The sequence below is a fragment of the Corallococcus sp. NCSPR001 genome (assembly GCF_017309135.1).
Taxonomy (GTDB): domain Bacteria; phylum Myxococcota; class Myxococcia; order Myxococcales; family Myxococcaceae; genus Corallococcus.
In genome coordinates, this window is sequence record NZ_JAFIMS010000002.1 from 8,328,720 (window position 1) to 8,348,216 (window position 19,497).

A 19,497-nucleotide genomic window follows, 5' to 3' on the forward strand; every position below is an offset into this window, starting at 1 on the left:
GGAGACCCTCCGGCCTCTGCTAGCCTCCTGCCGTCCCACCAGGGTGGGACAGGAGGCGACGCCGGGATGGACTCACTGGACGCGCGCATGGAGCGGCTGGAAGGCCGGCTCCGACGGTGGCAGGGCCTCACCCTCGCGGCCTTCGTGCTGGCCGGGGCGGGACTGGGAACCGCGGCACTGCGTGATGAAGCGCCGCGGTCGCAGGCAGGAGAGCTGGTCGCGTCGCGGCTGGTGCTCAAGGACGCCACGGGGCGCACACGGGCCAGCTTTGATGCCAACCGACATGGCGGCGCGGCGCTGGTGTTGAACGACAGCGAAGGCCGGCCCCGGGCGCTGCTGGGCGTGGGCGAGGACGACTCGCCCCGCCTGCGCTTCTCCACGGCGGAAGGCGAGTCGCTGGCGGAGCTGATGGTGTTCTCGGACGAGGCGCCGCGCCTGACGCTGTCCAAGTCCGGAGGCGCGGAGCTGTTCTCCGTGGGGCTCCAGGTGGACGGTTCGTCGAGGCTGGAGCTGGCGGACGTGACGGGCCGGCCCCGCGCCATCCTGGGCGCGGATGAGGAGGGCTCACCCGGCCTGCTCCTGGTGGACCGCCGTGGACAACCGCGTGTGGAGCTGCGCGTGGGCAGCTCGGATGAGGCCAGCCTCGTGCTGGAAGGCCGCAACGGACAGGTGTTCCGAGCGCCCGGCGTGCAGTGACGCCGCGTCGTCATTTTCGGAAGCCATCCGGCGTCGTCACCGGGCGGGGGATCCACCGGTGACGGCGCCCACGGACAGCATCCTGTTGATCCTGGACCTGGATGAGACCCTGGTCCACGCAAGCGAGAAGCCCCTGGCCCGGGAGGCGGACTTCCAGGCCTTGAACTACTTCGTCCACGTGCGTCCGCACCTGGAGCCCTTCCTGCGGGAGTGCGCCACCCGATTCCGGCTGGCCATCTGGTCGGCGGGGGCCGACAAGTACGTGGCGGAGCTCGTGAAGCGGATCATCCCGCCGGAACTCGAGTTGGACTTCGTCTGGGGGCGGAGCCGGTGCACGTATGGGCTCGACCGGGCCAGCGTCCAGCGGGACGGGTTCCTCGATCCGGAGGTGCATTACGGCTGGGTCAAGAAGCTGCGCAAGTTGAAGCGGCGGGGCTACCGGCTGGAGCGCGTCCTGATTGTCGATGACACGCCCGCCAAGTGCATCCACAACCACGGCAACGCCATCTACGTCCGCGAATACGAGGGCGAGGCGCACGACACGGAGTTGCTCGACCTGGGCCGGTATCTGAAGACGCTCGCGGACGTGGACAACGTCCGGTGCATCGAAAAACGGGGCTGGCGGAAGCAACTCTGTCAGGACGGAGGGTCCGCTGCGTCCCTGCTCCCCGCGAAAGGAGTGTGATGCCCATGACGAAGAGCGACAAGCCGAGCCCCACCGACATGGAGCCCACTCCCGACAGCATGGACCTGGCCATCGCCTCGTTCCACGGCTGTCCGCCCGGCACCTGACCCACGCCGCCACCCGGTAACCCCGGGACGCGCATGGACTGAGGCCGGGCTCCCGAGGGGGGACCCGGCCTCCGTCATGTCCGGGTCCTCCCTCGAGGACTCCAACCCAACGGGATGTAGCTCAGCTGGTTGAGAGCGTGCGCCTCATACGCGCGAGGTCACTGGTTCGAATCCAGTCATCCCGACTTCACCTCCAAGACAGCTCGTGCCGGAATGACCCAACCTGGCAGATGCGCCGCGCTCAAAAACACGCGGGCCTCGGGTTCGAATCCCACTACTTCCCAGAAGGGCTTCCGAGATGCCAGGTAAGCCGTTTCTCTCGGATCGACTGGTGGCGCTCACACCCACGCATACGTCCAGCCCGCGCCCCCGGGCGATATCGGGATCGTCTCTTGGGATGGAACGCCTGCGCTCCATCCCGATGATGGGGAACAACATCATCGGAAGACTGGCCTTCAACGCACACGTCCAGGTGGTGAGCCGCATCCCTGGCGGATGGCTGCATGTGTCTACCCGCGACGGCCGCAAGGGCTATGTCGCCACCGAGCACATCTGGTCCTCCCCCGAGCACCCACTCCCTGGGAGGCGTATCCTCTACAAATACGGTGAAAGCCCCAGCGTGGTTGACGCCAGGACCTGGGTAGACTGAGACAACACGAGGACCCGCTTGTTCATCCACATCTTCTGCCAGGCGGACAAACCGCTTCGCTCTCGAGAAATCGCCGACTTCATCGAGGAGGGAGCCTACTTTGACAATCCGCCGAAACTCACCGTGTCTCCTCCATCCTCGCAAGCTGGCGACACGCCGTGGACGGAATTGAAGATCGAGCACCAGGCGCGCAAGCGCCCTGTCCTCCTCCGTCGCGAGGACAACGCGAAGGAATTCGCGGAAGACAAGCAGGAAGCCATTGAGGCGCTCCAGCACGCGGCCCTGGCCAAGAAGCACGCGGCGTTGATTTCACGGCTCGAGGACACCCGGCAACTCATCGTGTTTGAGATAGACTCCAAAGGCGCGACTGAAGATTGCTGGGAGATGGTCGACAATCTGGAGGGCTGGATCGCGCGCGAGTGGAAGGGCCTCATCTACGTCGCGGGCGAGGGCTTCTACGATGCCGATCTGAAATCCCTGTGCAAGCTGACGGGCTGAGCCGTCAGGCCCGACGTCCAGTGAACGCGGTGGATTACTCGAGCTGGAGGCCGCAGTCGCTGCAGGCGCCAGCCACCAGCGAGGCGGCCGTTCCGCAGGCCGGGCAGGGAGGCTCTCCCTCTTCCTCGGTGGCGTCTGACGGGGCGGCGGACACGAGGCGGGGAGTCGTCCCCTCTGGCACCAGCCCCTCGCGGCGCACCGACTCCAGCCATCCCTGCTGGAGCAGGGCGGCCACCCGGGGCCCATCCTCGGGCCGCACCAGCACCTGGAACTTCGGAGAGCAGCCGACCTTGCCGCATGCCTCACGGTGGACGAGGGCGGGGACGTCCGCGTCCAGGAAGCCGTCCACCATCCTCCGGGCATCCACGAGTGACAACTCCGCGCACGGCACCAGCTCCGCGTCGGCCAGGGTTCTCTGCACTTCGTCTGGGGTCATGACGGCCGGGATTGGACCTCGGATGTGCCCCCTCCGTCCACCGCGTCACGAACCGCAGCCGCGCGCATCCTTCCGCACGAAGACGCGGACCGGGCCCGGGTCCGCCACTTCCTCGAACCGGGCATCCCCCTGGAGCCTGTCGAGCAACGCCTCACGTGAGTCCGCGCCCAGGAGGAGCGTGTCCACGCGCGGGGGAACAAGCACGACCTGCGCCCGCTCGTAGTGGTGCAGGAGGAAACGGTCGTAGCCGTTGGGCACGAAGACGATGGAGCGGAAGTCCGTGGCCACCGCGCGCCAGGAGGCACACGTCTGGACCTGACGCTCGAAGGCCTGGCGGAAGTCGCCATCCACCGGGGGCATGGGGCGCAGCGGCGGTGACCCGATGGTCCGGTCGAAGCGCGCAACCTGGAGCATCGCGAGCACGGCGAGCAGCAGCGCCGGAACCATCGCGGCTCGACCGGGAATCTTCCCGCGCGCGAGCAGGCCCTTCCACACCTCCGCGAGCCTCCCGAAGCCGGCCGCCGCGCACACGCCCAGCCCGGGCAGCAGGAAGGCGGAGTTGTAGAACCAGAGGAGGCGCTTGTCCGGCGCATCCGCCATGAAGAAGAAGGTGCCCGGAATCGTGCTCACCAGCGTCGCCGCGGGAGAGAGCAGTTGGATCCACCCGAAGCTGCGCTGGAAGACCACCAGCCCGCTGGTGGCCACGTCGTGCACCACCCGTCCAGGGTCTCCCAGCGCGGTGAAGGCGACCTGCCCCCACGTGTTGCCATAGTGCGACCAGAACCGCGTGCCCGAAGGCGTCCCGAGCGCCGGCAGCACCACCGCGACACAGAGCGCGAGATAGCCCAGCGCCAGCGCGGACACCCCGAGCGCCCTGCGCGTGAGCACCTCACGCGGCGGACGCGCCACCGCCGGCAGCAGCAGCAACGCCGCCGACTGGAAGGCGAGGAACAAGCCTCCATCCGGCCGCACGCCCAAAGCGAGCAGCGCCGCGGGCACGACCCACCGCATCCGCGCCCCCCGCAGGAGCATCACGAGCACCGCCGTGGAGCCCAGTTGGAATAACACCTCGAAGTGCGCGGAGAGCGCGACCGTCTTCACGAACGGATTGAGCGCCAGGTACAGCGTGAAGGCGACGGAGACCCACGGCCTCCAGGCGGCGGGGAGCAGCTCCCGCTCCTCGACCATGCGTTCGAAGAACCAGACCTGGAGCGCGACCGCTGCGTACAGCGCAACCAACCCCAACACGATGAAGAGGAACTGCGAATCACTCAGTAGGAACAGCGGCGTGAGCAGCAGCAGCGTCGGGGTGAAGTGGACCGTGAGGTGGTTGAGGTCCATGTCCGTCACCCAGAAGGGCCGGCCCCGGTGCACCGCGTTCGAGAACAGGTCGTTCAGGAGCCCGAGGTCATGGAACGCGAACACCCCTCCCCGGAAGGCGCTCCAGACGCAGACCACGGTGTAGACGAACAAGGCTCCGAGCACGAGGTGCCAGGCCCGGAACCGGCGGGTGAACGCGATGGGATGCAAAGCGGGGGGACTCTGCCACACGGACGCGCCGCCCGGTCGTCTTGACAACTTAGGAGTCCTAACTTAGATCAAGTGCATGACTGGGAAGCGACCGGGATACTTCGACGAGAACAGCGACCCCATCTCCGCGCGCATCGCGACAGGGCTCCACAAGATCGGGCTCGCGATGAAGCAGCAGTCCTGGCAGCAGGCCAATGGCGCGGGCCTGTCCGCGACGCAGGGGCAGATCCTCGCCACGCTGGTCTCGAGCGGCCCGCTCACCGGCAAGGAGTTGAGTGAGCGCCTCGGCGTGACGCTTCCCACCATCAGCGATTCGGTCCGCGTCCTCGTCGAGAAGGCGCTCGTCACCCGATCCGCGGACCCGAGGCATCCGCGCGCCAGCCTCCTGACCCCCACGGCCACGGGCGCGTCACTCGGAGCCCGCGCGCGCTCGTGGCCGGAGTTCATGGCGGACGCGGTCGCGGACCTCTCCCCGGATGAGCAGCGCGCGTTCTTCGCCGGCATCGTCAAGATGATCCGGATGCTTCAGGAGCAGGGGCTCGTCCCGGTCACCGGCATGTGCGTGACCTGCACTCACTTCCGCCCGAACGTGCGCCCGGGCGCGGCTCCGCATCACTGCGCCTTCGTGGACGCGCCCCTGTCGAGCGAGCAACTGCGCATCGACTGCCCGGAACACGAGCTCGCGGCGGAGTCCGCGCGGCGCGAGGTCTGGGAGCAGTTCATGCGTCGCGGCTGACGTCCCCGCGCCTCGGACACGAAGCAACACGGCATCCGCGGCCCTTCCGGCCGACGGCAACGGCGGAGCTCCGCTCCCTGAAGGACAAGACACAATGGACAACATCCCCGGCTACACCCATGGCACCGCGTCCGTTTCGCGCTCGCCGGTCTCCCTCAACGACTTCGAACAGATGAAGGCCAGCGTCCTGTTCGGCGAAGAGGACGTGAAGGCCCTCCGCATGTCTCACGACATCGTGAAGGGACGGGTCGAGGCCATCCTCGACGTCTGGTATGGGTTTGTCGGGAGTCAGCCGCACCTGCTCGCGTCGTTCAGCGGGAAGACGGACGGCAAGCCCCTGGGGGACTACCTCACCTCCGTCCGCAAGCGCTTCGGCCAGTGGATCCTCGATACGTCGAGCGCCCGGTACGACCAGGCCTGGCTCGACTACCAGCATGAGATTGGTTTGCGTCACCACCGGGCCCGGAAGAACAAGACCGACGGCGCCCCGTCCATGGACCTGGTGCCCTTCCGGAACCTGTTCGCGCTCATCTTCCCGGTGACCTTCACCCTGCGCCCCTTCCTGGCCGAGCAGGGCCACTCCGCGGAGGACGTCGAGAAGATGTATGCGGCGTGGGTGAAGTCCTGCCTGTTGCAGGTGACGCTCTGGGCCCACCCCTACGTCAAGGACGGGGACTTCTGATGACACCGCGTCCTGCCCCAGCCTGGCGGACCACCGACTGGCTCAACACGCCAGAGCCGCTCACGCTCGAGAAGCTCCGCGGCAAGGTCATCCTCCTCCACGCCTTCCAGATGCTCTGCCCGGGCTGCGTCGCCCGGGGCATTCCGCAGGCACAGCGCGTCGCGGAGCTCTTCGCGGGCGCGCCGCTCGTCGTGGTCGGACTGCACACGGTCTTCGAGCACCACGAGGCCATGAAGCTCGAGTCCCTCCGGGCGTTCCTCCACGAGTACCGGGTGAAGTTCCCAGTGGGCGTGGACGCACCGGGTGAACGCGGCGACCCCATCCCACGGACCATGAGCGCGTACGCCATGCGGGGAACGCCGACGACGGTCCTCATCGACGCGCAGGGGCGTCTTCGCCGGCAGGTCTTCGGCATGCACGACGACCTGCTGCTGGGCGCCGAGCTCCAGACGCTGCTGCTCGAAGCCCAGGCAGGTCCCGTGTCCGGCGTGCAGCGGCCCGCGGTCCAGGGGGCCGCCGCGGCTTGTGACGACACGGGCTGCGCCGTGCCCACGCCGGACTGACCGCCGCGACCAGATCCCGCGCCGGACTACCGTCCGAGCCGGGCCGCCAGTTCGAGCCGGGCCGCCACGGCCAGTGCATCCGCGCGGTTGTTCTCCACGTCATCCGCGTGGCCCCGCACCCAGTGCCAGGTCACCTGATGGACGCGGACCGCCTCCAGCAGCTCGCGCCACAGGTCCGCGTTGGACACGGGCTTCTTGCCTGACGTGCGCCAGCCATTGCCCTGCCACGTGTCCAGCCACTTCTCCGCGAAGGCGTTGCACACGTACTTCGAGTCGGTGAACACCTGGACGCGGCACGGCATCTTCAAGGCCTTCAGCGCGACGAGCGCCCCGGTCAACTCCATCCGGTTGTTGGTGGAGTCCGCCTCCGCGCCCTGGAGCTCCTTGCGGTAATCCTTGCGCTCGGGGGCGATGAGGATGGCCCCCCAGCCTCCCAGGCCGGGGTTCGGTGAACAGGCGCCGTCACAGTAGATGTGGACCAGGGGGAGCGACATCGCGCGCACCCTACTCCATCCCCGAAGACACCGGACCCGCCCTGGACGCTGCCTTCGCCGCCGGGCTATGGCTTGCGCCTCCCCACCGGAGGCACCGCACCATGGTCGCGCAGACATCGCCCCAGGAAATCACCGCGCAGGTGCGCCAGCGCATCATCGACCTGGCCCGGCAGGGCGGCTACCTCGACGCGGTCCTGGGCGCGGGGCCGGAGCTGGACCGGCTGAAGCACTACCTGCGCATGCTCATGGGCCAGGTGCCCGCGCCTCCCGTCAGGCCCGAGCAGTCCCCCACCATCTTCCCGCCGTTCCCCGGCCTGGATGAGCACCCGTGGCGCGACCCGCCGCCCCCGGCCGCGAAGGCGCTGGAGGGGTGTCTGGCCGCGGTGACGCGCGACCTGGAGCGGCTGGAGCACGCGGACCTGCTGCACTACGACTCCGGCATCGTCGGCACGGGCCACTGGTCCGTGCACCCCATCTACTTCGGCGGCGAGCGCACCGACCGCCTCTTCTGGCCCCAGCTCGCCATGGAGGAGACGGCCGCCGCGGTGCGGTCGCTGGACGGCGAGTGCACCGACTTCCCACTGGCGGACGTGCTGTTCTCCTCGCACGCGCCCGGCACCACGCTGACGCCGCATTGCTCGTGGGATGGCTTCCGGATGCGGCTGCATCTGGGGCTCAAGGTGCCAGAGGGCTGCGGCATCCGCGTGGGCGCGGAAGCGCGGCACTGGCAGCCGGGCCGCGTGCTCACGTTCCACGACTCCTTCGAGCACGAGACCTGGAACCGGGGCACCGAGCGCCGCGTGGTGCTCATCGCCGACTGCTGGCATCCCGGCCTCACCCTGCCCGAGCGCGAGGCCCTGCTCGGCCTCACGCGCAAGTTCGAGGTCCGCGCGATGCTCGCCCAGCTGCGCGTGCCGGAAAGCATGTCCGAGCCCCTCCTCGTCCGCTTCGCGGAGCAGGAACGCACGGATGCCCGGGTGCGGCACTTCTGGCGCGGGTGAGACTGAGCAGCGCGCCGGTCCGTGCCTAGCTTCTCCGGGTGCGACACGGACCTTCGAACCCCTCTCACGAGCGCTGCCGGGTCGGCTGTGCCGGCTGGAGCCTGTCGAGCGCGGTGGGTGACCACTTCCCCACGACGGGGACCCACCTGGAGCGCTACGCGCGCGTCCTTCCCGCGGTGGAGATCAACTCCTCCTTCTACCGGCCGCACCGGCCCGGCACCTACGCCCGCTGGCGCGACAGCGTTCCAGAGACGTTCCGCTTCGCGGTGAAGGTCCCCAAGGCCATCACCCATGAGCTGCGCTTGCACGACGCAGGCGAGCCGCTCGAGCGTTTCCTGGGCGAGGCGGGCCACCTGGAAGGCAAACTGGGATGCCTGTTGGTGCAGCTGCCGCCCAGTCTTCAGCACGAGCCTGAGACGGCCCGCGCGTTCTTCCAGTCCCTGCGGGAGCGGACCTCGGTGGACGTCGTGTGCGAGCCCAGGCACCGGACCTGGTTCACGGACGAGGCCCGGCGGGTTCTGGACGATGCACGCATCCGTTACGTGAGGGCGGATCCGCCCGCGGTGAGCGCGCCCCAACCTCCCGACACGGAGGTCGTCTACTACCGGCTGCACGGCTCGCCGAAGATGTATTACTCCGAATATTCCCAGGCGTTCCTGGACGCGCTGGCCGTGGAGATTGCCGGCCACGAACAGGCCGGCCGCCGGGTGTGGTGCATCTTCGACAACACGGCGGAAGGCGCGGCCCTGCCGAACGCACTGTCATTGCTGCACCGCGATGCATGACGCCCGGAATGACCCCATCACCGTACGGATGACGCGTGCGCCCGTTTCGCTGGACGGCGTGTCCGTGGGGGATGCCTTTGGGAAGTCCCTGCGCCGGCGGGTGTGACGAGCGGCCAGCGATTAGAGTCGGGCCCGTGAGCGCCTTCCCCACCACCCTCCCCCACGTCGACCCCATCCCCCTGCGCGGAGGGCCCGTGCTGCGCTGGGGCGTGCTCGCTCCGGGGCGGATCGCCGGGGGCTTCGTCTGGGCCCTGCACCGGCACACCGACCAGCGCGTCCACGCCGTGGCCTCGCGCGACCCGGAGCGCGCCCGGCGCTTCTCCGCGCAGTATGGCGTCCCACGCGTGCACGTGTCCTACGAGCAGCTCGTCGCGGACCCCGACGTCGACATCGTCTACGTCGCGTCTCCCCACAGCGAACACAAGCGGCAGGCCCTGCTCGCCATCGCCGCCGGCAAGCACGTCCTCGTGGAGAAGCCGCTCGCGCTCGACGCCGCCGAGGCCCGCGAAATCGCCCGGGCCGCTCGCGCCGCGGGGGTCTTCGCCATGGAGGCCCTGTGGTCGCGCTTCCTCCCGCAGACCCTGCTCATCGAACGGCTGCTCCAGGATGGCGTGCTCGGCGACGTCCGGCTCGTCATGGCTGACTTTGGAGGCTGCTTCGACTTCGACCCCGAAGGCCGCGTCTTCAACGCCGCGCTCGGCGGCGGCGCGCTGCTGGACATCGGTATCTATCCCATCTGGCTCGCGCACCTCGTGCTCGGCCCGCCGCAGCACGTACACGCCACGGGCTCGCTCACCGAGACCGGCGTGGACGGGCAGGCGGCCCTGGTCCTCACGTACCCCACGGGCGCGCAGGCGCTGCTGCACACCACCCTCTTCGCGGAGACGCCCCAGGAGGCCGTCATCGCGGGGACGCACGCGCGCCTCCAGATGGACTCGCGCTTCTTCACCCCCAGCGGCTTCACGCTGAAGGCCGCCAGGTCGGACCAGCGGCTGCGCTGGACCGACCCGTCCGGCATCCACGGCAGCGAGGGCCTCGCCTGGCAGGCGGCCGCGGTCGCGCGGCACATCGCCGAGGGACACACCGAGTCTCCCCTGCACCCGCTCGAGCGCAGCATCGCCTTGCTCGACACCATCGACGCGGCGCGAAACCAACTGCGCGTCAATCATGCCGGGCTGCGTCGGAAATAACCGCAAACGCCACAAAACCCGCATTCCTGTAGCCAGAACTGTCACAGCCTTCGCACGGCAATCATTGCCATCCGAGCGCCCGTCTTGCTTGGGCGCCCTGGTCTGTCCATTGCAGACATCTGGCCTCCGCTGTCCACCCCAAGGAGGAATGGATGTCAATGACGCGCGCAGGCATGTTCATGGGCCGGCTGCTGGCGGCCACATGGATGGGAGTATTCGCGGGCTGCCAGGGAGAGCCCACGCAGGAGGAGTCCGTTGCCGCATCCCAATCACAGGAGGTCATGGCGGCCCCGAGGAACTGTGTCCAGCGCTTCGAGGGCATCAGCCACTGTGGCACGGGCAGCGCGGCGCTGAAGTCCACTGACGATGGCCTGGTGGTCACCGGCTTGCACAACCTGGAGCAGGACGGCGTCGTCGGCGTCATGGGCCGCGCCGAGAGCTGGCGGCAGAAGTCCATCGTGGACTTCGGCGCGAGCGATGAGGGCATCCGGTTCTACGGCCGCAACGAGGACCAGGTCATCAGCACGCTGGCGCTGGCCCCGGACCCGAGCAACCCCGATGGCGGCATGCGGATGCTGCCCACGTTCACCGGAAGCCCGGGCGGCTCCTCCTACGCCATCAACGTGCGCAACCAGGGCGAGATGGTGGCCATGATGCTCCCGCACCGCTGGTGGGAGTGGTCCTCCGTGCAGATCTGGGCGTACATGGACCGCATGCGCCACCCGGACCTGTACTTCGGCGTGGAGGGCTTCGGCGTGACCACGGGCGTGGGCCGCGTGGGGGCCTGCATCTGGCGCGTGCGCTTCCAGGAAGGCGCCTTCACGGTGACCCTGGAGGACGGCCGCCAGGTGGCGGGCGATGAAATCGAGTTCGTGGAGCAGCTCGATGACGGCGCCTATCCCTACAGCGCCTTCACGCACATCGGGATGACGGGCGCGGTGGACTCGCTCACCATCGTGGAAGAGACCGTGGTCCAGAGCAGCAAGTGAGCCTCCCGGGCCCGTGAGCAGCGTGGACACGGGCCCGCCGTTATGGTTCACGGCGCGTGCCGGGCCCCTCCATCCCCCGGCACACGCCTTGGAGAACACCATGGGATTCCTGCGGCCCCACGCTGAACGCCTCTACGCCCTGCTCCGCATCGCCGCGGGGTTGATGTTCATGCTGCACGGAATGCAGAAGGTCTTCGGCATGTTCGGCGGGATGCCCGCCGGAGCGCCGCCGTTCATCGTCTACGGCGCCGGAGGCATCGAGTTCCTGGGCGGGCTGCTCGTGGCGCTCGGGCTGTTCGCCGGCCCGGCGGCGTTCATCTCCAGCGGCACCATGGCGGTCGCCTTCTTCATGGGGCACGTCATCCCCAACGGGGGCAACCTCAACCCCATGCTGAACAAGGGCGAGCTCGCGGCGCTCTACTGCTTCGTCTTCTTCTACATCGCCGCACACGGCTCCGGCATCTGGAGCGTGGACGCCGCGCGCCGGGGCCGCTGATGAAGCGCGCCCAGGACACGGGCGAGCCCATCCACACCGAAGACGGGAACGTCGACTTCGCGCGCCGCCCCGGAGGGTGACCCGCCGACGCTGGAGCACGGCTCCTCCAGCTGTGCTAATTCGCGCTCCAGCAGGGTGACGTCCCCACCCCCCAGCCCGGAAGACATCCATGGCAGGCAGCAGCCTGATTGCGCTCATCGACGACATCGCCACCATCCTGGATGACGTCTCCATCCTGACGAAGGTGGCGGCGAAGAAGACCGCGGGAGTGCTGGGAGACGACCTGGCGCTCAACGCGCAGCAGGTGACGGGCGTGAACGCGGACCGCGAGCTGCCCGTGGTGTGGGCGGTGGCGAAGGGCTCGCTGGTCAACAAGGCCATCCTGGTGCCGGCGGCGCTCGCCATCAGCGCGCTGGCGCCCTGGTTGGTGACCCCGCTCCTGATGGTGGGCGGCGCCTTCCTCTGCTTCGAGGGCGCGGAGAAGCTGGCGCACAAGTTCCTGCACGGCAAGGAAGAGGACGAGGCGCACCACGCCGAGCTGCGCAAGACGCTGGACGACCCGAACGTCGACCGGGTGGCCCTGGAGAAGGACAAGATCAAGGGCGCGGTGCGCACGGACTTCATCCTCTCCGCGGAGATCATCGCCATCACGTTGGGCACCGTGGCGACGGCGGACTTCGCCACCCGCGTCACGGTCATGGTGGGCATCGCCCTCATCATGACGGTGGGCGTGTACGGGCTGGTGGCGGGCATCGTGAAGCTGGACGACGCGGGCCTGTACCTCAGCCGCAAGAGCGGTGGCTTCGCGCAGGGCCTGGGCCGGGGCATCCTCCGCGCGGCGCCGTGGCTGATGAAGTTCCTCTCCGTGGCGGGCACGGCGGCCATGTTCCTGGTGGGCGGCGGCATCCTCGTGCACGGCTTCTCCGGCCTGCACCACGCGGAGGAGTCCATCACCGCGTGGGCCGGGCGCGTCCCGGGCGTGGGCAGCGTCCTGGGCGGGCTCACCCCCATGCTGATCAACGCCGCGGTGGGCCTGGGCGCTGGCGCCCTGCTGGTGGCGCTCTTCACCCTGGGCCAGAAGCTGTTCAAGAAGCGCGACGCCAAGGCGTAGCGCGGGCGGGAAGCAACTTGAGCCCGGGGACCTGTTGATAGCCGCTCAACATCGCCCGGCGCGCTCCAGAGAGTTCACTTGAGGCGCTTCCTGGATTCCGTGAAAGAGACGGAATGCCAAGGAGCGTCTCCATGAATGTGCGTTACCTGTTGGCCGGAGTCCTGGTCACCGTCACTGCTTGCGAAGGGAAGCCGGAGAACGACCCCGAGCTCCAGACACAGACCGCCGCGGTGGTCGCCGGCTCACGGCTCATCAGCGTGCAGTCCGGCCGCTGTCTCGATGTGGCGCAGAACAGTCAGACGCCGGGGCAGGAGCTCCACATCTATGACTGCCACAGCCAGGACAACCAGCGGTTCCTCTTCACGCCGGAAGGCGAGCTGCGCGCGTTCGGTGGCTCGTGGTGCGTCCAGCCGGAGACCGCCAACTCCGGGGCGCGGGCCGTCATCGCCGCCTGCAATGGGACGGCGAACCAGCGGTGGGTCCGCAACACCAGCGGCGCGGTGATCCACACGGCGACCTCGCTGTGCCTCGACGTGTCCGGCCAGGCCACCACCAACAGCTCGAAGGTCATCGTCTGGACCTGCAACGCGCAGACGAACCAGCAGTGGTCATTTCCGGCCGACACCCAGGCGCCCACCGTGCCCAGCGGGCTCGCGCTGTCCAACGTGACGTGCAACTCGGCCACGCTGTCGTGGTCGCCGTCCGCGGACAATCAGGGCGTCGCCTTCTACGACGTCTACCATGACGGCCAGTTGATGAAGTCCGTCTCCGGCGCCTCGGTGTCCACCGGGCTGACCCTGGTCCCCGGCGTGACCTGGGGCCTGTATGTGAATGCGCGGGACGCGGTGGGCAATGTCTCCCAGGGCAGCGCCACGCTCTCCATCACCGTGCCGCAATGCCAGGCGGACACCCAGGCGCCCAGCGTCCCCACCGGCGTCACCGCCACCGCGTCCGGAACCAGCGTGACGGTGAACTGGACCGCGTCCACCGACAACGTGGGCGTGAGCGCGTATGACGTGTTCCGGGGCGGCGTGAAGATTGGCACGGTGGCCGGCGCTCCTCCGGGGACGGCCTTCGTCGACAGCGGCCTGTCCGCGAACACGGCCTACACCTACGCCGTGCTCGCCCGCGACGCCCAGGGCAACGCGTCCGCCCAGAGCGCCTCCGTGACGGTCACCACGGGCCAGGCCTGCGCGAACGCCGTGTGCTCCGTCATCCAGGTCGCCACCGACACGGACATCCCGTGGGGCCTGGTGAACCTGCCGGACGGCACGGTGCTCTACGGCCGCCGCGACGCTCAGAACATCATCCGCCTGGACCCGGCGACGGGTCAGAAGACGTCCGTGGGCACCGTCCCCAACGTGCAGAGCACCGACGGCGAGGGCGGCCTGATGGGGCTGGCGCTCTCCCCCACCTTCTCCACCGACCGCTGGCTGTACGTGATGCACACCTCCCCCACCGACAACCGCATCGTGCGGCTGCGGTATGAGAACGGCGCCCTCGACACCGCGTCGCTCCAGGTGCTGCTCCAGGGCATCGGCCGCAACAAGTTCCACAACGGCGGTCGCCTGCGCTTCGGCCCGGACGGGAAGCTCTACGCGTCCACCGGGGATGCCCAGAACGGCGCCTACGCGCAGGACATCAACAACCTGGCCGGCAAGGTGCTACGCCTCAACGCGGACGGCACCGTCCCGTCCGACAACCCCTTCGGCAACTACGTGTGGAGCTACGGCCACCGCAACCCGCAGGGGCTGGCCTTCGACTCGCAGGGTCGCCTGTGGGAGCAGGAGTTCGGCAACTCCGTGATGGATGAGACCAACCTCATCCAGAAGGGCGGCAACTACGGCTGGCCCAACTGCGAGGGCACGGTGTCCCAGGGCGGCTCGGGCTGCGCGACGGCCGGATACATCGCGCCGAAGCAGACCTACTCCACGGCGGACGGTTCGTGCTCCGGCATCGCGGTGGTGCGCGACGTCCTCTACGTGGCCTGCGCCCGCGGCACGCGCCTCTACCGGGAGGTCATCAGCGGCACCAGCCTGACCAACGTGCAGCAGTTCTTCGTCGGCACCTACGGCCGGCTGCGCACCGTGGAGCCCACCCCGGACGGCAACCTCTGGCTGACCACCACCAACCAGGGTGACAAGGACAGCATCCCCAACAACAGCAACGAGCGCATCTTCCGCGTCGTGCTGGGACAGTAGCCAGGCGAAGCTCCCGTCGTCGTTGGCGGCCCCGAGCGCTCCCGGGGCCGCCGTTGGCGCAGGTCCAGGCGGGTCCCCATGAGCCCGAGATTCAAGAATGAAACAATTCATTGAATCGACGCGAGCTTGAATCCAGTTCCAAGCCCCCCGCGTAAGGCACTGGGAACACCGATCCAGTGAAACTACCGGGGAGACCATGTCGCTCATGCGAAATCCGAACCGAATCATCGCCGCGCTCGCCACCGCGCTCATGCTCACGGCCTGCGGAGATGATGACGACGATGTCCCCCCCACTCCCCGGCCAGACTCAGGCGTGGACGCGGGCACCGGCACGGATGCAGGCACGAGCACGGATGCCGGCACCGACGCGGGCATGGAGATGGATGCCGGGACGGATGGCGGCTCCAATCCGGTCATGGTGGGTGACGTCGTCGCCCTGACGACCTCGAACAAGCTCGTGTCCTTCAATCGGGCGACCCCTGGCACGCTGGTGGGCTCCGTCGACGTGACGGGCCTGAACGCGGACGAGTCGCTCCTGGGCATCGATTACCGCCCGGCGGACTCGCGGCTCTATGGCCTCACCAGCGCGGGGCGCATCGTCACCCTGGCGCCGGACACCGGTGTCGCCACCGTGAAGGCCACGCTGGCCGCCATGGCGGGAGACGACAACCCGTTCACCGCGCTGATGGGCACCGACTTCGCCGTGGACTTCAACCCGGTGGCGGACCGCCTGCGCGTGGTGAGCGACACGGGACAGAACCTGCGCATCAACGTGGACACCGGCGCCACCATCACCGATGGAACCATCAACGGCGGCACGGGCGCGCAGGTGACGGGCGCGGCCTATACCAACTCCTTCCCGGAGACGGTCAGCACCCGCCTCTTCGTGTTGGATACGGCGACAGACACCGTCTACCTCCAGGACCCGCCGAACAACGGCACGCTCACCGCTCCCGTGCCCCTGGGCGTGGACGCCTCCGGGGTGAATGGCTACGACATCGACGCCTGCACCAACGTGGGCTACGCCGCGCTGACGGTGGGCGGCACGCAGCGGCTGTACCGCATCGCCCCGGAGAAGGCGGCGGGGGCGGCCACGGAGCTCGCGGTCATCGGAACGACGGAGCCCCTCAAGGGACTGGCCCTGAAGCAGGACGCGGCCCCCTCGCTCTACGGCCTCACCACGGACGGCCGGCTCGTCCGGGCCGCGCTCTCCGCGCCCAATACGCTGACGGCGACGGTGGCCCTGACGGGCGTGCCCGCGGGCGAGACGCTCCTCGGCATCGACGCGCGTCCGGCGGACCGGAAGCTATATGCCCTCTCCTCCGCCGGGAAGCTCTACACGGTGGAGCCCCAGACGGGTGCGGTCACCGCGAAGTCCACGCTGGCGGCGGATCCCGCTGACGCGACGGCGCCCTTCACCGGCCTGATGGGGACGCACTTCGTCATCGACTTCAACCCGGTGGCGGACCGCCTGCGCGTGGTGAGCGACACGGGGCAGAACCTGCGCATCAACGTGGACACTGGCGCCACCACCACGGACGGAGACATCAACCGCGCACCGGCCGCGACCGTCTTCGGCGCCGCGTACACGAACAGCGTGGCGGGGGCCACCGCGACGACGCTGTATGACCTGGAGCGCAACAGCCACGTGCTGGCCCGGCAAGACCCGCCGAACAACGGCACGCTGGTCAACGTGGGCGCCCTGGGCGTGACGTTCGTCGGCGCGGCGGGCTTCGACATCGCGGGGGGTGACAATGGCTTGCCGCTGGTGGCGGGGCGCACGGCGGCCAGCGGTCCCCATGTCCTGTACCAGGTGAATCTGCTGACCGGCGCGGCCACGTTCTTCCCGCGGACCGCGACCACCGCGGACATGGCCTCCGTGGGTGGCGCCTCTGGCCCCGAGCTGATGGACATCGCCCTCGTCTATTGACCCAACACGCGTCGTGCTGGGGCTGTAGCGGGCGTCCAGCACACCGCCGCGCCGTGACGGGGGCTCACCTCGTCACGGCGCTCAGTACAGCTCGGGGATGAAGTTGCGCCCCTTGAGCGAAGCGGCGTCGTCGTACTGGCCGTGTTTGGAGCGGGGCGGCAGCTTCACCTTCGCGCGCTTCACCTTCTCGTAGGGAATCTTCTCCAGCAGGAAGCGGATGCAGTTGAGCCGCGCCTTCTTCTTGTTGTCGGAGCGCAGGATGTGCCAGGGCGCGAAGGGGGTGTCCGTCGCGGCCAGCATCTGGTCCCTGGCCCTGGAGTAGTCGTACCAGCGCTTCCAGGACTTGATGTCCATGGGGCTCAGCTTCCACTGCCGCAAGGGGTCGTCGATGCGCGCCGCGAACCGCCGCGCCTGCTCCTCCCTGCCCACCTCCAGCCAGATCTTCAGCAGGAGGATTCCGCTGTCGACCATGTATTGCTCGAAGACGGGGCAGCCCATCAGGAAGCGCTCGTGCTCCTCCGGCGTGCAGAAGCCCATCACGGGCTCGACGCCGGCCCGGTTGTACCAACTGCGGTCGAAGATCACGATCTCGCCGCCGGCCGGGAAATGCGGCACATACCGCTGCAGGTACATCTGGGATTTCTCCCGGCTCGAAGGCGCCGGGAGGGCCACCACGCGGAACACGCGGGGGCTCACCCGCTCCGTGATGGCGCGAATCGTTCCACCCTTCCCCGCCGCGTCCCTGCCTTCGAACACCACGATGACACGCATCCGCGTGTGCTTGACCCACTCCTGAAGCTGGCAGAGCTGGGACTGGAGCTTGCGGAGCTCCTGGGTGTAGGCCTTTCGCTTCAAGGGCCCTTTGTGGGTGTCCTGTGCCATGGGCATAGGGTTGTGCGGCCCCCCGGCACGCGCAATGCGTGCCATCGGGCAGGGCTCTCCCGGGTGCGGCGGATGACAGCCATTCCCCCCCCGGGTCCGTATCTGGCATGGGCCGGTGGACATCGGGGATTGCCCCCGGGGGCATCCGCGCGGCTCGTACTCCCGCGCGCATCCCCCCGTGCGGAACCTCCCCGCCCATCAAGGTGTCGCGGATGCGGGGGACGGCCAACGCCATGCAGGGGATGAAGCTGGGATTCACATCCTTCGTGGGCACCGTGCCGCTGCTCGGCGTCCTCGCCGCCCTCTCCGGATGCGCGGTCGGCCCCGACTTCAAGAAGCCCGAGGCCGCGGTCGCGAAGGAGTGGCGCACCCAGGGCGATCCGCGCCTGTCGACACAGGACGCGGTCGACACCCAATGGTGGAAGTCCTTTGGCGATCCCTCGCTGGACCGGCTCGTCGAGCTCGCCGCCAGGCAGAACCTGCCGCTTCAGATTTCAGGGCTGCGCATCGTCGAGGCACGCGCCCAGTTGGCCATCCTCACCGGCCGGCAGTATCCGCAGGCCCAGGCCCTCGTCGGCAGCGCCGCCGCGGTGGGGCGCAGCGAGAACTCCGCCGCGGCCAATCCCGTCAACTTGCAGAACCTGGGCTCCATCGACCGCCACTTCCTGGAGTACCAGCTGGGCTTCGACGCGCTGTGGGAGGTGGACTTCTGGGGCAAGTACCGGCGGGGCGTGGAGTCGGGGACCGCGGGCCTGCTCGCGTCGGTGGCGGACTACCAGTCCTCGCTCGTGTCGCTCACCGCGGAGGTCGCGCGAACCTATGTCCTGGTCCGCACCTACGAGGTGCTCATCGAGCAGGCGCGGGAGAACGTGCGCATCCAGGAGGAGGGCTACCGCATCGCCGAGTCGCGCTTCAGCAACGGCGTCACCTCCGAGCTGGATGTAATGCAGGCCTCGACCCTGCTGGAGAGCACCCGGGCCACCATCCCCCAACTGGAAGCCGGGCTGGAGCAGGCTCGCAACGCCATGAGCACGCTCCTGGGCCAGCCCACGGGCGAGGTGGAGGCGCTGCTCGCGGGCCCCAAGCGGATTCCCGTGGCGCCCGCGACGGTGGCCGTGGGCATGCCGGCGGAGATCCTCCGGCGGCGCCCGGATGTCCGCAGCGCGGAGCTGTACGCGGCCGCTCAGTGCGCCCGGATTGGCATCGCGGAGGCGGAGCTCTATCCAAGCTTCTCCCTCTTCGGGACGATTGGACTCCAGGCGAGCACCAGCGCCGCGGCCTCCGGCAACCTCTTCTCCCTGGGCAGCCTCTTCTATTCAGTGGGTCCCCGGATCGTCTTTCCCTTCCTCAACTACGGCCGCCTGAAGAACGGGGTGCGGGTCGAGGACGTGCGGTTCCAGCAATTGCTCGTCAACTACCGCAACACGGTGCTCAAGGCGGCCCAGGAGGTGGCGGACGCGCTGACAGGCTTCATCCACGCCCAGCAGGCCATGGCCTTCCAAGAGGCCGCGGTGAAGGCCGCGCAGCGTTCGGTGGAACTGGCGGTGGTGCAGTACCGCGAAGGCGCCGTGGACTACCAGCGCGTGCTGGACGCGCAACGGTCTCTCCTGGAGCAGCAGAACAACCTGGCCCAGACGAGCTCCTCCATCGCCACGAACCTGGTCGCCCTCTACAAGGCATTGGGCGGAGGCTGGGAGGTCCGCCGCGACCAGCCCATCGTGCCGGAGCCGATGCAGGCGGAGATGGAACAGCGGACCCACTGGGGCGACATGCTGTCCAAGCCGCGGAAGCAAGAAACCAAGACGGTCTCTCAACCCGTCAAGCCATAGAGATTCC

Annotated in this window: 20 protein-coding genes and 1 tRNA gene; 17 read left to right on the plus strand and 4 right to left on the minus strand. The window is 68.7% G+C overall.

Features of this window, described 5'->3' with window-relative positions; translation table 11 throughout:
* Nucleotides 1-66: 66 nt before the first annotated feature.
* The 5 genes from JYJ93_RS35465 (at nucleotide 67) to JYJ93_RS35485 (ending at nucleotide 2,635) form a co-directional block, all read left to right on the plus strand.
* Nucleotides 67-696, plus strand: a complete 630-nt coding sequence (locus JYJ93_RS35465; RefSeq protein ID WP_206798994.1) for a hypothetical protein — start codon at nucleotides 67-69, stop codon at nucleotides 694-696.
* Nucleotides 697-754: 58 nt separating this feature from the next.
* Nucleotides 755-1,381: an HAD family hydrolase gene (locus JYJ93_RS35470; RefSeq protein ID WP_206798996.1), complete on the plus strand. Its 627-nt coding sequence runs from the start codon at nucleotides 755-757 to the stop codon at nucleotides 1,379-1,381.
* A gap of 217 nt (nucleotides 1,382-1,598) precedes the next feature.
* Nucleotides 1,599-1,673 (plus strand) — tRNA-Met (locus JYJ93_RS35475).
* A gap of 212 nt (nucleotides 1,674-1,885) precedes the next feature.
* A complete protein-coding gene (locus JYJ93_RS35480) occupies nucleotides 1,886-2,137 on the plus strand; it encodes an SH3 domain-containing protein (RefSeq protein WP_242544051.1) in 252 nt (83 codons plus the stop codon).
* Nucleotides 2,138-2,155: 18 nt separating this feature from the next.
* The gene (locus tag JYJ93_RS35485; protein WP_242544052.1) at nucleotides 2,156-2,635 is read left to right on the plus strand and encodes a hypothetical protein; all 480 of its coding nucleotides are present in this window, start codon (nucleotides 2,156-2,158) and stop codon (nucleotides 2,633-2,635) included.
* A gap of 34 nt (nucleotides 2,636-2,669) precedes the next feature.
* Here JYJ93_RS35485 and JYJ93_RS35490 read toward each other — a convergent pair whose 3' ends face one another.
* Together JYJ93_RS35490 and JYJ93_RS35495 are read right to left on the minus strand one after the other, a co-directional pair.
* Nucleotides 2,670-3,071 (minus strand): hypothetical protein, encoded by a 402-nt coding sequence (locus JYJ93_RS35490; protein ID WP_206798997.1) that lies wholly within the window; start codon nucleotides 3,069-3,071, stop codon nucleotides 2,670-2,672.
* A gap of 45 nt (nucleotides 3,072-3,116) precedes the next feature.
* The gene (locus JYJ93_RS35495) at nucleotides 3,117-4,556 is read right to left on the minus strand and encodes a DUF2079 domain-containing protein (RefSeq protein WP_206798998.1); all 1,440 of its coding nucleotides are present in this window, start codon (nucleotides 4,554-4,556) and stop codon (nucleotides 3,117-3,119) included.
* Nucleotides 4,557-4,677: 121 nt separating this feature from the next.
* Between JYJ93_RS35495 and JYJ93_RS35500 the strand changes: the two genes are divergently transcribed.
* From JYJ93_RS35500 to JYJ93_RS35510, 3 genes are all read left to right on the plus strand, one after another.
* On the plus strand, nucleotides 4,678-5,337 hold the full coding sequence (locus JYJ93_RS35500) for a MarR family winged helix-turn-helix transcriptional regulator (protein ID WP_206798999.1): 660 nt from the start codon (nucleotides 4,678-4,680) through the stop codon (nucleotides 5,335-5,337).
* Between the two features lie 94 nt (nucleotides 5,338-5,431).
* Nucleotides 5,432-6,019 carry a protoglobin domain-containing protein gene (locus tag JYJ93_RS35505; RefSeq protein WP_206799000.1) on the plus strand — a complete coding sequence of 196 codons (588 nt, stop codon included), beginning with the start codon at nucleotides 5,432-5,434 and terminating at the stop codon, nucleotides 6,017-6,019.
* Entirely contained in the window at nucleotides 6,019-6,582 is a 564-nt protein-coding gene (locus tag JYJ93_RS35510; protein ID WP_206799001.1) for a redoxin family protein, read from the plus strand. Before JYJ93_RS35505 ends, JYJ93_RS35510 begins: the two co-directional genes overlap by 1 nt.
* 26 nt (nucleotides 6,583-6,608) lie before the next feature.
* Here the strand turns inward: JYJ93_RS35510 and rnhA are convergent, their stop codons facing one another.
* Nucleotides 6,609-7,076 carry a ribonuclease HI gene (gene rnhA, locus JYJ93_RS35515; RefSeq protein ID WP_206799003.1) on the minus strand — a complete coding sequence of 156 codons (468 nt, stop codon included), beginning with the start codon at nucleotides 7,074-7,076 and terminating at the stop codon, nucleotides 6,609-6,611.
* A gap of 101 nt (nucleotides 7,077-7,177) precedes the next feature.
* Between rnhA and JYJ93_RS35520 the strand changes: the two genes are divergently transcribed.
* The 8 genes from JYJ93_RS35520 to JYJ93_RS35555 all read left to right on the plus strand — a co-directional run bounded on the left by JYJ93_RS35520 (nucleotide 7,178) and on the right by JYJ93_RS35555 (nucleotide 16,779).
* Nucleotides 7,178-8,077, plus strand: coding sequence for an aspartyl/asparaginyl beta-hydroxylase domain-containing protein (locus tag JYJ93_RS35520; RefSeq protein ID WP_206799004.1), 900 nt, complete (start codon nucleotides 7,178-7,180; stop codon nucleotides 8,075-8,077).
* A gap of 113 nt (nucleotides 8,078-8,190) precedes the next feature.
* A complete protein-coding gene (locus tag JYJ93_RS35525; protein ID WP_206799005.1) occupies nucleotides 8,191-8,862 on the plus strand; it encodes a DUF72 domain-containing protein in 672 nt (223 codons plus the stop codon).
* Nucleotides 8,863-8,996: 134 nt separating this feature from the next.
* Nucleotides 8,997-10,052: a Gfo/Idh/MocA family oxidoreductase gene (locus JYJ93_RS35530; RefSeq protein ID WP_269013022.1), complete on the plus strand. Its 1,056-nt coding sequence runs from the start codon at nucleotides 8,997-8,999 to the stop codon at nucleotides 10,050-10,052.
* Nucleotides 10,053-10,204: 152 nt separating this feature from the next.
* The gene (locus JYJ93_RS35535) at nucleotides 10,205-11,041 is read left to right on the plus strand and encodes a hypothetical protein (protein WP_206799007.1); all 837 of its coding nucleotides are present in this window, start codon (nucleotides 10,205-10,207) and stop codon (nucleotides 11,039-11,041) included.
* Nucleotides 11,042-11,141: 100 nt separating this feature from the next.
* Nucleotides 11,142-11,537 (plus strand): DoxX family protein, encoded by a 396-nt coding sequence (locus tag JYJ93_RS35540; protein ID WP_206799008.1) that lies wholly within the window; start codon nucleotides 11,142-11,144, stop codon nucleotides 11,535-11,537.
* A gap of 169 nt (nucleotides 11,538-11,706) precedes the next feature.
* Nucleotides 11,707-12,648, plus strand: a complete 942-nt coding sequence (locus JYJ93_RS35545; protein WP_206799009.1) for a DUF808 domain-containing protein — start codon at nucleotides 11,707-11,709, stop codon at nucleotides 12,646-12,648.
* Between the two features lie 131 nt (nucleotides 12,649-12,779).
* Nucleotides 12,780-14,849 carry a PQQ-dependent sugar dehydrogenase gene (locus JYJ93_RS35550; protein WP_206799013.1) on the plus strand — a complete coding sequence of 690 codons (2,070 nt, stop codon included), beginning with the start codon at nucleotides 12,780-12,782 and terminating at the stop codon, nucleotides 14,847-14,849.
* A 205-nt stretch (nucleotides 14,850-15,054) separates the two neighbouring features.
* Nucleotides 15,055-16,779, plus strand: a complete 1,725-nt coding sequence (locus JYJ93_RS35555) for a DUF4394 domain-containing protein (RefSeq protein WP_242544053.1) — start codon at nucleotides 15,055-15,057, stop codon at nucleotides 16,777-16,779.
* 81 nt (nucleotides 16,780-16,860) lie between these two features.
* Here JYJ93_RS35555 and ppk2 read toward each other — a convergent pair whose 3' ends face one another.
* Nucleotides 16,861-17,634: a polyphosphate kinase 2 gene (ppk2, locus tag JYJ93_RS35560; RefSeq protein WP_242544054.1), complete on the minus strand. Its 774-nt coding sequence runs from the start codon at nucleotides 17,632-17,634 to the stop codon at nucleotides 16,861-16,863.
* Between the two features lie 239 nt (nucleotides 17,635-17,873).
* Between ppk2 and JYJ93_RS35565 the strand changes: the two genes are divergently transcribed.
* Nucleotides 17,874-19,490 (plus strand): efflux transporter outer membrane subunit, encoded by a 1,617-nt coding sequence (locus JYJ93_RS35565; protein WP_206799019.1) that lies wholly within the window; start codon nucleotides 17,874-17,876, stop codon nucleotides 19,488-19,490.
* The last annotated feature ends 7 nt before the right edge of the window (nucleotides 19,491-19,497 follow it).

Coding starts and splice junctions, on each gene's coding strand:
- JYJ93_RS35465 (WP_206798994.1), top strand. CDS start 67: ATGGACTCACTGGACGCGCGCATGGAGCGGCTGGAAGGCCGGCTCCGA.
- JYJ93_RS35480 (WP_242544051.1), top strand. CDS start 1,886: ATGGAACGCCTGCGCTCCATCCCGATGATGGGGAACAACATCATCGGA.
- JYJ93_RS35490 (WP_206798997.1), bottom strand. CDS start 3,071: ATGACCCCAGACGAAGTGCAGAGAACCCTGGCCGACGCGGAGCTGGTG.
- JYJ93_RS35500 (WP_206798999.1), top strand. CDS start 4,678: ATGACTGGGAAGCGACCGGGATACTTCGACGAGAACAGCGACCCCATC.
- JYJ93_RS35505 (WP_206799000.1), top strand. CDS start 5,432: ATGGACAACATCCCCGGCTACACCCATGGCACCGCGTCCGTTTCGCGC.
- JYJ93_RS35510 (WP_206799001.1), top strand. CDS start 6,019: ATGACACCGCGTCCTGCCCCAGCCTGGCGGACCACCGACTGGCTCAAC.
- rnhA (WP_206799003.1), bottom strand. CDS start 7,076: ATGTCGCTCCCCCTGGTCCACATCTACTGTGACGGCGCCTGTTCACCG.
- JYJ93_RS35520 (WP_206799004.1), top strand. CDS start 7,178: ATGGTCGCGCAGACATCGCCCCAGGAAATCACCGCGCAGGTGCGCCAG.
- JYJ93_RS35535 (WP_206799007.1), top strand. CDS start 10,205: ATGTCAATGACGCGCGCAGGCATGTTCATGGGCCGGCTGCTGGCGGCC.
- JYJ93_RS35540 (WP_206799008.1), top strand. CDS start 11,142: ATGGGATTCCTGCGGCCCCACGCTGAACGCCTCTACGCCCTGCTCCGC.
- JYJ93_RS35545 (WP_206799009.1), top strand. CDS start 11,707: ATGGCAGGCAGCAGCCTGATTGCGCTCATCGACGACATCGCCACCATC.
- JYJ93_RS35550 (WP_206799013.1), top strand. CDS start 12,780: ATGAATGTGCGTTACCTGTTGGCCGGAGTCCTGGTCACCGTCACTGCT.
- JYJ93_RS35555 (WP_242544053.1), top strand. CDS start 15,055: ATGCGAAATCCGAACCGAATCATCGCCGCGCTCGCCACCGCGCTCATG.
- JYJ93_RS35565 (WP_206799019.1), top strand. CDS start 17,874: ATGCGGGGGACGGCCAACGCCATGCAGGGGATGAAGCTGGGATTCACA.